Annotated in this window: 12 protein-coding genes; all 12 read right to left on the bottom strand. The window is 50.7% G+C overall.

The genetic code is table 11. The annotated features are described in order from the left end of the window. Positions 1–81: 81 nt before the first annotated feature. Positions 82–618: a 2-oxoacid:acceptor oxidoreductase family protein gene (locus C508_RS0110105; RefSeq protein WP_018703446.1), complete on the bottom strand. Its 537-nt coding sequence runs from the start codon at positions 616–618 to the stop codon at positions 82–84. Further along, a complete protein-coding gene (locus C508_RS0110100; RefSeq protein ID WP_018703445.1) occupies positions 618–1,436 on the bottom strand; it encodes a 2-oxoacid:ferredoxin oxidoreductase subunit beta in 819 nt (272 codons plus the stop codon). Before C508_RS0110100 ends, C508_RS0110105 begins: the two co-directional genes overlap by 1 nt. Further along, on the bottom strand, positions 1,436–2,575 hold the full coding sequence (locus tag C508_RS0110095) for a 2-oxoacid:acceptor oxidoreductase subunit alpha (protein ID WP_018703444.1): 1,140 nt from the start codon (positions 2,573–2,575) through the stop codon (positions 1,436–1,438). The genes C508_RS0110100 and C508_RS0110095 overlap by 1 nt, the downstream gene beginning before the upstream one ends. A gap of 1 nt (position 2,576) precedes the next feature. Then, complete coding sequence (locus tag C508_RS0110090; protein ID WP_018703443.1) at positions 2,577–2,774, bottom strand: 4Fe-4S dicluster domain-containing protein; 198 nt, start codon at positions 2,772–2,774, stop codon at positions 2,577–2,579. Positions 2,775–2,895: 121 nt separating this feature from the next. Next, positions 2,896–4,500, bottom strand: a complete 1,605-nt coding sequence (locus C508_RS18280; RefSeq protein WP_018703442.1) for an ArnT family glycosyltransferase — start codon at positions 4,498–4,500, stop codon at positions 2,896–2,898. Continuing rightward, complete coding sequence (locus tag C508_RS0110080) at positions 4,497–6,056, bottom strand: ArnT family glycosyltransferase (protein WP_018703441.1); 1,560 nt, start codon at positions 6,054–6,056, stop codon at positions 4,497–4,499. The genes C508_RS18280 and C508_RS0110080 overlap by 4 nt, the downstream gene beginning before the upstream one ends. A 37-nt stretch (positions 6,057–6,093) precedes the next feature. Continuing rightward, entirely contained in the window at positions 6,094–7,014 is a 921-nt protein-coding gene (locus C508_RS0110075; RefSeq protein ID WP_018703440.1) for an NAD-dependent epimerase/dehydratase family protein, read from the bottom strand. A 41-nt stretch (positions 7,015–7,055) separates the two neighbouring features. Next, complete coding sequence (locus C508_RS0110070; protein WP_018703439.1) at positions 7,056–8,045, bottom strand: lysylphosphatidylglycerol synthase transmembrane domain-containing protein; 990 nt, start codon at positions 8,043–8,045, stop codon at positions 7,056–7,058. Between the two features lie 69 nt (positions 8,046–8,114). Further along, positions 8,115–9,191 (bottom strand): HD-GYP domain-containing protein, encoded by a 1,077-nt coding sequence (locus C508_RS0110065; protein ID WP_018703438.1) that lies wholly within the window; start codon positions 9,189–9,191, stop codon positions 8,115–8,117. Between the two features lie 155 nt (positions 9,192–9,346). Further along, entirely contained in the window at positions 9,347–10,612 is a 1,266-nt protein-coding gene (gene larC, locus C508_RS0110060; RefSeq protein ID WP_018703437.1) for a nickel pincer cofactor biosynthesis protein LarC, read from the bottom strand. Between the two features lie 38 nt (positions 10,613–10,650). Continuing rightward, on the bottom strand, positions 10,651–11,406 hold the full coding sequence (gene larB / locus C508_RS0110055) for a nickel pincer cofactor biosynthesis protein LarB (protein ID WP_018703436.1): 756 nt from the start codon (positions 11,404–11,406) through the stop codon (positions 10,651–10,653). A 164-nt stretch (positions 11,407–11,570) separates the two neighbouring features. Continuing rightward, a complete protein-coding gene (locus C508_RS0110050) occupies positions 11,571–12,626 on the bottom strand; it encodes an HD-GYP domain-containing protein (RefSeq protein ID WP_018703435.1) in 1,056 nt (351 codons plus the stop codon). Positions 12,627–12,759: the final 133 nt, after the last annotated feature.

Raw genomic sequence — 12,759 nt, 5'->3', positions numbered from 1 at the left:
AACCGCTAAAGTATGAAATTTAAAAGGAGCCGCCGGAAACGGGCCTCAGCCTGTTTCTAGCGACTCCTTCTTTAGTTCGGTTTATTGGTGATGCGCTTTGCCCAAGGCCAAGCCCAAAGAAAGAGCCTTCTGGTTCTTCTCTTCGGTGCCTTTGGGGATGCGATCCAAAACGGCTTCTGTTAAAGCCGCTTCGGTAACCATGTTGGTTGCGCCCACCAGCGCCCCTAATGCGATGATGTTTGCGAACATGGCGTGGCCCAGCTCTTCTTTCGCTGTTTTAGTAATGGGCAGCGAAAGAATCTTAGCGTCTACTTTCGGCACGTCCTGCACAAAGGTGCTGTCCAGCATGAGCATGCCGCCGTCTTTGAGGACGGAGATGTATTTGTCGCAGGCTGCCTGGCTCATGGAGAGCATCAGGTCCGCCTTGGTGACTTTCGGATAGTCAATCGGAGCGTCCGCAATGATAACTTCCGCTTTGCTGGAGCCGCCGCGGGCTTCCGGTCCGTAGGACTGGGTCTGCACGGCTTCTTTGCCGTCGATAATAGCGGCTTCCGCCAGAATGATGCCGGCGAGGATGAGGCCCTGTCCGCCGGTGCCGCTTAAGCTAATCTGCCACATTATGCACGGCCTCCTTTCAGGCGTTCCACTACTTTAGCGTATTCGTCGGTAAATTCCGGTGCCACTTCCTGATGCAGTTCGCCAATGAGGAATTTATCGGCCAGTTGTTCCGCCGAAAGCTTGGCCGCCGCCTGCACGGTAACGGCATGATCGCGTTGCCATTCGAGCATTTTCGCAGGCTGCGCCATTTTGTTTTTCCGTCCGAAGCTGGTAGGACAGCCGGAAATGGCGTCAATGACCGAGAAGCCTTTATTGGCAATGCCTTTGGCAATAAGGTCTGTGAGCATTTTCGCATGGAACGAGGTGCCTCGCGCCACATAAGTAGCGCCAGCGGCGATGGACAACTTGGCAATGTCAAAGGAACGCTCAATGTGTCCGAACGGCGCGGTCGTAGAGCGACAGCTTTGCGGCGTAAGCGGCGAAGACTGACCGCCGGTCATGCCGTAAATGTTGTTGTCGAAAATGATGGTGGTAAGGTCAATATTGCGGCGAGCAGCGTGAATGAAGTGGTTGCCGCCGATGGCGGTCGCATCGCCGTCGCCGGTAATGACGATGACGTTGAGCTCCGGGTTAGCCATCTTGATGCCGGTGGCAAAAGGCAATGCTCGGCCGTGAGCAGTATGGACGGTGTTGAAGTCCATATAGCCGGAGGCCCGGGAGGAGCAGCCGATACCGGAAACGATGACGGTTTTATCCTGATCCAGTCCCTGGGCGTCAATAGCCCGCAGAATGGATGCTAACAGAATACCGTGGCCGCAACCGGGGCACCAGATGTGCGGCAGCGCGGTTTGGCGCAAGTATTTTTGAATGTCTGCCATTAGTTCGCACCTCCAGTTGCCTCTTCAAGAGCGGTAAGAATATCATCCGGCGTCAGGATGGTGCCGTCGAAGCGATTGACGCCGCGGACTTTATCCCGACCAACGTAGCGTTCAACTTCGCCAACGAGCTGGCCATAGTTCATTTCCGGTACGATCACGGTTTTGGCCTTAGCGGCGGCTTTTTGCACAACGTCGCCCGGGAAAGGCCAAATGGTGATGAGCTTTAAGAGACCAGCCTTGATGCCTTTGGCGCGGGCCGCTTTCACTGCAGCGATAGCCGATCTAGCGGTACCGCCGTAAGCGACGATAACGTGTTCAGCGTCCGCCATTTCGTATTCTTCATAAAGGGTGATTTCTTCTTTAGCCTGTTCCAGCTTGGTATGCATGCGATCAATGACTTCGGTCGTCATCGCGGCCGTGCTGTTAGGCAGGCCGTTGTAGCCATGCATCAAGCCAGTTACATGGTAGCGGTAGCCGCTGCCAAAGGGAGCCATGGGCGGTACGCCGTCGGCTTCCGGTTTATAGGCCAGGTAGTCCGCAGGAGCGCCGGTAGGCACTTTGCGGTCAATGATTTCGCAGCTGCCTTCTTCCGGCAATTCGACGCGCTCGCGCATATGGCCGATGACTTCGTCGAGAAGGAAGATAACAGGGGTGCGGAATTTCTCGGCAAAGTTAACGGCTTTAATCATCACTTCATAGGATTCTTTAACCGATGCCGGAGAAAGCACGAGAATGCCATGATCCCCATGAGTGCCCCAGCGGGACTGCATGACATCGCCTTGCGCCGGCGAGGTGGGCAGACCGGTACTGGGACCGGAACGCTGCACGTTCACGATCACTACCGGCAGTTCCGCCATGGCGGCGTAGCCGATGAGTTCTTGCTTCAAGGAAAAGCCGGGGCCGCTGGTCGCGGTAATGGCTTTAACGCCGGTCAAGGATGCGCCGCAAACAGCGCCCATGCTGGCGATTTCGTCTTCCATCTGCAGAAATTTACCGCCCCGTTTGGGCAGCTCTTCGGCGAGGATTTCCATTACTTCCGTGCTGGGCGTAATGGGATATCCCGCAAAAAAAGTGACGCCGGCGGCGAGAGCGCCTTCGGCGCAGGCCTGGTTGCCTTGAATCAGTCTTGCTTTGGCCATCTTATTTTCCCGCCTCCTCTTTCACCACAAATATGGCATAGTCCGGACAGCGCAGCTCGCACTGGCCGCAGCTGATACAAGCTTCCGGCTGCTTTGCGTATACTTTGCCTAGTTCGTCCAGTTCCAGCACTTGCTTGGGACAGAACGCCACGCAGATACCACAGCCTTTGCAGTATCGTTTGTTGATCTGTAACGCCATGAATTTTCCCTCCAAACAGTCTCTTTGGATGCCACCCGCCCTCTTAGACCTACTGCTTTCCCCTTCGGCGCAGCAGAAATTCTCACAGGCACATCTTCTTTATTATAACAAAAAATCAACATTATCGGGGATCTTTTTCTGGTTTCTTCATGTATACAGCTCCCGCCGGAGCGGATTTAAGCATTTGAAACCCCTTGAATCTACTATCTTTTGCCATATCTTCCTGATGTTTCTGTTTTACAAGGAGATAAATAGCTTCTGTTTCACCTGCCCGCAAAAATTCCTCAGTCTTCAGCCGCGGCATGGTATACTTCCCTTGCCAGGGTTCCTGCCCTATTTCACCATCTTCTAGCCGATAAGCGATATGGCCGCTATAAAAAACAGCAGAAGTCGGATAATCTCCATAAGCCCCTACCAAAGCCGGCGCCTGAGGAATGGCATCTGCCAAATCAACAAAAGAACGTCGTTCGCAAATCAGCGAAGCCCCTTGCGACAACAAGCCGCAAGCTCCCGCAAAAACGCCAGCTACAACCCAAGCCACAAGCCATTGCCGCCGCCGTTTCCATTGTAAAAATGCCAAGACTAACAATAGCATCGCCACGGCTGGTCCAATAACAGCTGTTGGCGCAGCATCAGGAATACTTCGCAGCGTTTCTCCCAAAAGCAGCCACAAAAGTCCCGCCGGGACCGTCAGCCACCATAAGGAACAACGCCCCTGTAACATCTGCTCCAACTGCCCCGCCGCCAGCATCGCTCCTGGAAACAAGGCAGGAAACACATAGGTCGGATACTTCGTAGCCATCAAGGTGTAAAACAGCAAGGTCCCTCCCAGCCAGACCCATAAATACCGAGACAGCCCTCCATGGAGTATCACCGCTGCTCTCCGCTTCCATAAAGCTGCCAGCAGCAGGCCGCTCCATGGCAGCAAACTCGCAGGATACAAAATCAAATAATAATAAAACACATTATCGTCCGGATGCTCTGACACAGTCGCTCTCGTTACGTTGTGCAAGCCCAAGAAGGTGTTAACAAACTGTTCTCCATGCTGCTGCAACATCCAGACATACCAGGGACCGACAAGCAACAAGAAAACAGCCAACCCCCAACCCCAACGAAAACGTTTCAAAAGCCGCCAATCCCTGGATGCCAACACATAGGCCAGCAGCAGCAGTCCGGGAAGCACAAGTCCTACAGGTCCTTTTGTCAACACCGCCACGGCGGAAGCGGCATACGCCGTCAACCAATAGTAGCGACGGTCACGACTTAAGCCTAAATACGCTTGTCCCATAGTAACGGCGGAAAAGAAAAAAAGAATAGCATCCGTCAAAACGAGTCGCGCCAAGATCCAATATTCCAAAGAAGTTGCCAGCACCAAGGCCGTCAAAAGAGCCCTCTTCTTATTCGCCCCCGTCTCTAAAGAAAACCAGCAGGCATAACCAACTCCCATAGCCGCGAAAACAGCCCCCGGCAGTCGAGCCGCCCATTCATTTAATCCAAAAACAGCAAAAGAAGAAGCCAATAGCCAGTACGTCATGACAGGCTTATCAAACCAAAAAGCTCCATAAATACGCGGCGAAAGCCAATCACCGCTTTCCAGCATTTCACGTGCTGTCAGCGCATAATTGGCCTCCACTGGATCCGTCACAGGCAGCACATGATTGTACAACAAAAAGAAACCAAATGCCAACACAGCTGCAAAAATGGACATCCAGTTCCGATTCATCATAGCGGTCCCTCTTTCAACAGCAACAGCACTTCATAACGAGTCGACAAAACAGTTAATTTTTTTTGCTCCGCTTCCGATAACAAGCGATAGTCAGAAAGACGCAATACAAAATAGGCTCTCTCCTGCCTAGACACCATTTGCTGCAAAACAGCCCGCGTATCCACCTTGTTGTGGAATAAAGTAGTGCCGACTTCCTCCGTAAGGACATCGGTATAGTACACAAAACCAGGCCGCAAAAACTTAATGACATATACAGCAGATGCGCCGTCATAGTTTGCCTTAAAATCTTCGGCGATTTCCTTAGCGGTAAACTGCGGTGCCGCTAAGGGCAACAACACCAATACCAATGTCAGTAAAAAAGCGCTGGCTCCTGCAGCTAGCGTCACCCAAGCTCTTTGATATCTCTGTTGCCAAATCAACCAGCAAGATCCGGCCCCGCTAACAAGTAAGATGCCGGCTGCAAGAAATGCGCCCAAAGCCAATTCCGGCATTAATGTCTGACCGTAGATTAATCCTGCCGCCAATAATCCATGCAAAATGGCGCAAGCAACAGCCCAGGCTCGCTGCCTCACTGGCTGCACCCCTAGGCGGCTTAAACGCCACCCTACCAGCATGGCCAACGGCGGGAACATAGGCAAAATATAGGAAACTAATTTCGTTTTGGCAATCGTAAAAAAAATGAAAATGAAAGCGGCCCAAATGAGCAGAAATCGAAGCGTCCGCCGCTCATACTGCGCTTCCTTCCATGCAAGCCACGCCGTTTGCGGTAACAAGGTAACCCAAGGAAAAAAACCCAGCAACAAAACCGGTATGAAATAGGTCCATACATTAGACACGTCATGTTCCGCAGAGGTAAAGCGAGTCATGTTATGCATGCCGAAGAAAGTATCAACAAATACTTGTCCATGAACTGCATACATGGCAATATACCAAGGCAAAGCAACTGCTGCATACACCAGCAAGCCCTTAGGCAGTTGCAGTTTGACAAAACCTCTCCAATCGCCGCGGCTTAGTAACTCCAACAACAAAATCGTACCAGGAAACAACAATCCAACCGGTCCCTTGGTTAAAGTGGCCAGCGCCGCCAGAACATAGGCAAGTACGATTCGTTTTTCCCAATACGCCAATAAGCACGCCGTCAAAAAAAAGGTCAGTGTACTATCGGTTACAGCGCCTTTCGCCAAATAGAAAAATTCCAAGCTGGTAGCCAGCACCACCGCAGAAGCTGCCGCACTAGCGCTTCCAAAACGGTTCTTCATAAAAGAGTAAACAAGCCAAACCGTCCCCAATGCCATAACGGCCGCTGGCAAGCGCGCCGCCCATTCCGTGGGCCCCAGTAACATGGTAGCGCACGCAACCAGCCAATAGTACATAGGCGGCTTATCGAACCATACTTCGCCAAAAATACGCGGAGAAAGCCAATCCCCCGCCGCCAGCATTTCCTTCGCTGTTTGCGCATACACTGGCTCATCTGGATCCAGCAAAGGCAACGAACCTAGCTGGAAAAAGAATAAAATCAAACACAGCAACGTAACTATCATCCAACGCTGTTGCAACTATTTCATCCTCCTACTGCAATTCCCTAATTTACCTTTATTCAGTCAAAGCTCCGTAGGTACGTCTCAAACCTTCCTCCAGCAGCATTCGCGGCCGCCAGTCAGAGCATTGTTGCAAGCGGTTTGAATCCAGCGCCGAATGCAAGATATCCCCCGCTCTAGGTTGAGCCCGCACTACTTGAGGTTTTTCGCCTGAGATACGACTCAGTGTTTCAATCAAATTCAATAGTGACGTTTGTTTGCCGGTGCTTACATTGTATGTGCCGTAAGGCACTTGCGAATCTAGCGAAGCCACTACTGCCGCCGCCACATCTCCGGCGTAAACAAAATCCCGCGTTTGATTGCCATCGCCGAATAGCTGCAACGAACTCCCCTGACGCAACAACCGGGTAAAAATGCTAACTACACCGCCTTCGCCGCCGTCTCCCTGGCGCTCGCCATACACATTCGCAAAACGCAGCGCCGCATATTCCAAACCATGCAACTGTTGATACAAATTCAAATAGCGTTCCACCGTATGCTTACTAAGACCATAGAAAGACATGGGCGCCGTCGGTTCCGTTTCGCGTAAGGGCAGCGTCTGATTATCTCCATATACTGCTGCAGACGAAGCAAATACCACCTTACGCACGCCATGTATGCGACACTGTTCCAATAATTCCACCGTTGCCACCACATTTAATTCACAGTCATACACAGGTTTGGCCAAAGAAACAGGCACCATCGTCTGCGCGGCAAAATGAACCACCGCATCAAATTGATTCGTTGCAAAGACTTGAACCAACGAATCTGCATCGCGAACATCTTGCTCTATAAATGCAGCCTCCTGCGGCACATACTCACGATTGCCGCTAGATAAGTCATCCAGCACCGTAACCTTCCAGCCAGCGGCCAGCAGCTGTGGCGTTAAATGGGAACCAATAAAACCAGCTCCGCCGGTTACCAATACATGTTTCATCTTCAACCCCCCTGTGTCTAATGCCAAGCAAGCTTTCTTTTTCAAGCAGATTGGATTTTCCTCATAAAATCGCGTCCAAATGTTTGAACTACGGCTATAGCACCTAAGCCAAAAGGTATATATTCAGCCGCCACACGCCAAACCAAAGCCGCCACTCCTACCGTTCCCGGCGCAGCTAGGGACTGGAGCAGCAACACGAAACCGCCTTCAGCAATACCGGCGCCTCCCGGAGTGGGCGCCACGTAAAGTAAAATATTAAGCAAAACCATACGCCCCATAATCGTTAAAAAATCGCCGTTTCCTCCTAGGCCCCAAAGCAAAGCCGGAACTAAAGCGTATAGTAAAAACAAGCTGGCCGCCGACTGCAGCAACACCAGCGCCATCTGCCCGGGAGCCGCCCCTAATAGCTGCACAGCATTACGCACATCCTTATACAAATTCACCAGACGCCGGCGTCTGGCGCGGCGCAAGCGTCGGACCAAAATCAATACCAACGCATCTGGCAGGGATGTGCGAAAAAAAACAGGCATCGCCAGCATACTTAACAGTAAAGCGAGAGAACCGGCCAACATCACTTCTTGTGAAAGTCCCGGCAACACATCACCGTCAAACAAAAAAACAAGGGGCGCAAATAAAAACAGTACTAAAATCGACAGCAATGTCCTTACTAAAACCAAAATAGTGGCCTTGCCTGTCGGCACCCCGGCGCGTCTCAAAAACAGCACCTGAGCAAACGCACCGCCTGCAGCTCCCGGCGTCAGCATAGCCAGAAAATAATTGCCGAAAACGACTTGATAGGCTTCGCGTAAGGTCACGGTTCTGCCGCCAGCAATAGCCGTCAGCCGTACCAATCTGGCTGCATCAAAATAAAGTCCGCCGACGGAAAGAACTACCACCAACAAAAGCGAAGCTGGACGAAATTGCCCCAAAGACTGCAGCGTATTGGCGTCTACGGTCCAATAGAGCACAAACGCAGATATGGCTGCTACCAAAAACAGTAGCAGCCCAACGCGCCGATACATAGTTCGCATACTCTAACTCTCCAATGATTAATGTCATCTAATCTTACCATCATCGGCAAATACTGACAAGATTGCTTTCTAGGCTTGTACGAAATTCAAAATGCGCAAGCCGCGTTCCTTCTCCAGATCGATGAACAGCCCATCCATAGTTCTCACCATAGGCCTTGTCGCCATAAAACGTCCGGGATGAACTACCTCCGCCACTCTGCCATCGCTCAGTTCTACGACATTGCCTGTAAAATAGTCTCTAACATTATTCAAAAAAACCAAACAAGTTGCCGGATCCAAGGTTCCAAACATTTCCTCCAACATCATTTCCGCCACCGCAAACGGCGACATTCGGCTTTTTTCATCTTGTCCAGCCGTACGCCGATCATAAAGATTGGCCACAGACACAATACGCGCCACCGGATGAATTTGCGGGCCGTATAAACCTAAAGGATAACCGGAGCCATCCATTTTCTCATGATGTTGAAAAACAGCAAACTTCACGTTTTCAGGAATCCCCGGACATTTCTTTAATAATTGGTAGCCATAAAAAGTATGTCGCCGGTATAATGCCGCCTGAGCCGGGTCGCTCGGTTCCGCCATATCTTGATATTCTTCCGGCAGTTGCACCTTGCCGATATCATGCAACAACCCCGCCAACACCAATTCCTGCAGCTCCTTGTATCCTAAATCAAGCCAGCGTCCAATCACGCCGCAGATCATAGCTACATTCATAGCATGCTGAAAAAGAGGTCCCCCTGCTTGCTGCAACATATGTAGATGGTTAACAACGCCAACCGCATTGACCATCTGTAACAAATGGTTTTGCACAAACGCCTTTAATTCTGGCAACGGTACTTCCTGTGTCTGCCGAATCTGATCAAATTGCTGCGCTATTTCTTCTGACACAGCCTCATATTCGCCAAAAAATTGTTTCTGCACTGCACCCTTAGGCTGAACTGTTTTTTCATGAGAAAGCGAGTCAGAGGCTGTCCGAATCGCTACCATCTTTATCTCCCAAAAACGCAGGCCCGCAATCAATTTATCCGTCAGTTCCGTTCCTTCCGATAAAATAATCTGATCCGTCGGACTCAGCACCTCTTTGGCGACAACCATTCCTGGCCGTAAATCTTCCAGCACATAATACCGGCTATTTTTCGAAGCCATCTTTCTTCCCCTTCTGCAAAACACTCATCCAAAGTGTTGCGTATCATAATTGTGCGCCTTGCGCTTTCCTTAGCACTACGCTTTATATTAAAATTCGTTGCACCTTCCTTACAATCCTGCTCCCCGGGTCTCACCAGGCCGCAAAAGCATTTTTTTCAACGTTCCAGCAAACCAAAAGCCCGCCAAGCCGCCATTTGCACTTTTTTCAAAGGGATCCCCTGCTCTTGCGCCAATTTTTTGCAGTCTTCGTACTCAGGCATGGCATTATCTTCGCCTAATTTCATGCGCACCTTGCCCCAAGGAGTTTCCACTTCTTGAAACGCTCTTTCCTGAATGCGCCGTTTCAGGGGAGTCGCCCGTACTCCTAGTGTAGAAGTTTCTTGAAAGAAAACCTCTTCCAAGTCGCCTTGCTTGTCAGGCAAGCATAGAGCCGATAAAACCACGCCGCTGCGGCCTTTTTTCATAAAGACCGGAGTCGTCCATACATCTAAAGCGCCGCTTTTCAGCAGTCTTTCTGCACTGTAAGCCGTAATTTGCGGGCTTAAATCATCAAGATTGGCTTCCAGCAAAACAACGGCTTCTCTCTCCGGTTTCTCGTCCAGCGTCCCAAGGCAAAGACGCAGTACATTGGGCTGCGGCAAATCCCAACCTCCCGCGCCATAAGCTATACGTTCACAAAGAAAGTCCTCCGGCTGTGCGCCAAAGCCATCACTTAAGGCCGCCAACAACGCAGCGCCTGTAGGGGTTGTCAGCTCTCGTTCTATAACTCCTTGCGCCTGAGGAATACCGCAAAGCAGCTCCGCCGTCGCCGGCGCTGGCACCGGCATACGGCCATGGGCGCAGTCTACAAAGCCACTTCCTGTATAAACTTTGGATGCATATATTTTTTCAATCCCCAAATAATGTAAGCCATATACCGTACCTACAATGTCTACAATGGCATCCACAGCCCCTACTTCATGAAAATGCACCTTGTCCGGCGTTGTCCCATGCACCTTGGCTTCCGCCTCGGCTAACCTATGAAACACCGCCAAACTGCGTTCTCTCACTACCTCCGGCAGAGGCGCAGCTTGCAGCAATGCCGCAATTTCCGGCAAATGGCGATGTTCATGATGGTGATGATGGTGTTGTGGCTCCGAAGCAGCATGACCATGATGGTTATGTCCGCCAGCATGTCCATGGGCGCTCTGCTCCTGCTGGTGATGATGGTGCTCATGCTCATGATGATGAAGCCGTACGTCTAAATGAGTTGCTGCAATTCCCTTTTTTTGGACCGCTTCTACCTCCAGGTTAAATCCTTCTACCTTCAAAGAAGCCAGCATGCTGCGCAGCTCTGCTTCCGGCAGCCCCAATGCCACCAAGCCTCCTAGAAACATATTCCCGCTAATCCCGGAAAAACAATCCAAATATAAAACTTTCATTCCTATTCCTCCCGCACTGCATACGCTTCTATATGTATTCATCGCATGTGATTAATCATACTGGCCAAACGACCCGCTCCAAAACCATTATCAATATTGACGACAGCCACACCGGCAGCACAGCTGTTCAGCATGCATAACAACGCCGATAAGCCGCCAAAATTGGCGCCATATCCTACGCTTGTAGGCACAGCAACAACCGGCTTGTTTACTAAGCCTCCCACCACACTGGCTAAGGCCCCTTCCATCCCGGCTACGACTACCAGCACATTAGCGTCCTGCAATATCTGTTGCTGCGCCAAAAGTCGATGTATTCCAGCCACGCCGACATCAAAAACACGTTCTACGCGATTCCCCATGATTTCCGCAGTCAAAGCGGCTTCTTCCGCTACGGGAATATCGCTGGTACCGGCGCTGAGAACTGCAATGCGCCGCTTCTCATCTTTCGGCAGAGCCGCCCGTTCCAAGCAAATCAGTCGAGGCTCTTCGTAATAAACCGCTTGCGGCAAAAGTTCCCTGACAGCCTCATACATCTCCCAATTAGCCCTAGTTCCGAGAATATTAGCATTTTTAGCGGCCAAGCGCTCCATGATGCGACGCACCTGCGCCACCGTTTTCCCTTCGCAAAAAACAACTTCTGGAAATCCTTGCCGAACCGAGCGATGATGATCCAGCTTAGCAAATCCCAAATCTTCATACGGAAGTTGACGACACACCGTCAACATTTCTTCTAGGGACACGTCTCCTTGGCGAAACGCCTGCAATGTTTCTTCCAAATTTTGCTGCTTATCCATGTTCCTTCTCCTATATCCCGCTAGTCGGCCTTTCACTGAAACCGATAGTTTCCGAAAAAGGTTATTATGTATTATATTGTACACATACTGATAAAATCCTGTCTGCATATAGTTAAAAAACGCAGAGCTTACGTTCTAGCTCTGCGTTCTAAGGAGAATCTCTTTTAACACCCCTGCTCTGTATGTACAATGCGCACCTGCGTTTCCTCCAGCAAATCCAACCAGCCATCCGCCAAGCGAACTACAGGCAACGCCCAGTTCGTGCTATTGAGCATAGCCACTACTCCCCTACGACCATCACTCAAATTCACAATTTCTCCCAATCCATAGGGAACAACCAGCTTCTTCAGGGCCTGCACCGCCTCTGGAGCAAAGAGCCTGCCTTCACCACTGCCAATAATCGCCATAGCATCACGAACGCTTAGACGTTTCCGATAAATCCTGTCAGTAGTTAACGCATCATAAACATCAGCCACAGCAACAATGGCAGCCAAACGATGCATATTTCCTCCGGTAATTGCCCAAGGATAACCACTGCCGTCATAACGTTCATGATGCTGCAGCGCGATTAGCATCACACGAGCATCCAAGTTCGGTTCCTTACGCAACAATCGATAGCCTGCTGCAGCATGTCCTTGTATTTGAATAAATTCTTCTCGGTTGAACTTTCCTTCTTTGTTCAAAATGTGAACGGGAACCGTCAACTTTCCCAAATCATGTAAAAATCCGCCCATGCCCAAAATAGCCATTTCCTGCCGCGAAAGGCCCATCGTCATCCCCAGGGCGATGGAAATCAAGCCCACCTGCACACTATGAGCATACAGATAATTTGTCACATAAGACAAGTCATTCAAGGCCAAAAGCAAGTGAGACCGTCTGGCCAGTTCATCCGCCACGGCATACGACAACTCTTGCAACTGTTCCATGTCAAGCTCAGAGCTCTCCGCAGCAAACGCCCGGAACACTCTGCGCACTTTGCGCATTAGCCGTATGCGCGCCGCCCCAGAGATCAACGGCTCCACTCTAGCCAATCGCTGGTTCTCCCGACCTTGGTGCTGCACATACACCTTGGAAACGCCATACCGCTGCAACGCCAAACGCAAATCCGGCGTGATCAGGCGACCAGCCGCCAAAAGCACCCTTCCGTTGGGATCCAACACATCCTTTGCCGCCACCATGGAAGACTGCAAGGATTCAACCGCAATTTCTTTGATTCTCACAATCACATCTCCTACGTTCTACGATTATTCTTCGGGCGTATGGAGAAATTAAAAATGCTATAGTCTTATAACATTGTTGAGAAAAAATTCGACGCCCTTGGAGACATTCCTGCCAAGGACGCCGAAATTTTAC

This window comes from Anaeromusa acidaminophila DSM 3853, assembly GCF_000374545.1.
GTDB classification, from domain to species: Bacteria; Bacillota; Negativicutes; order Anaeromusales; family Anaeromusaceae; genus Anaeromusa; species Anaeromusa acidaminophila.
The sequence above is the reverse complement of the archived record's forward strand: the minus strand, read 5'-3'. Positions and strand labels throughout refer to the sequence as shown.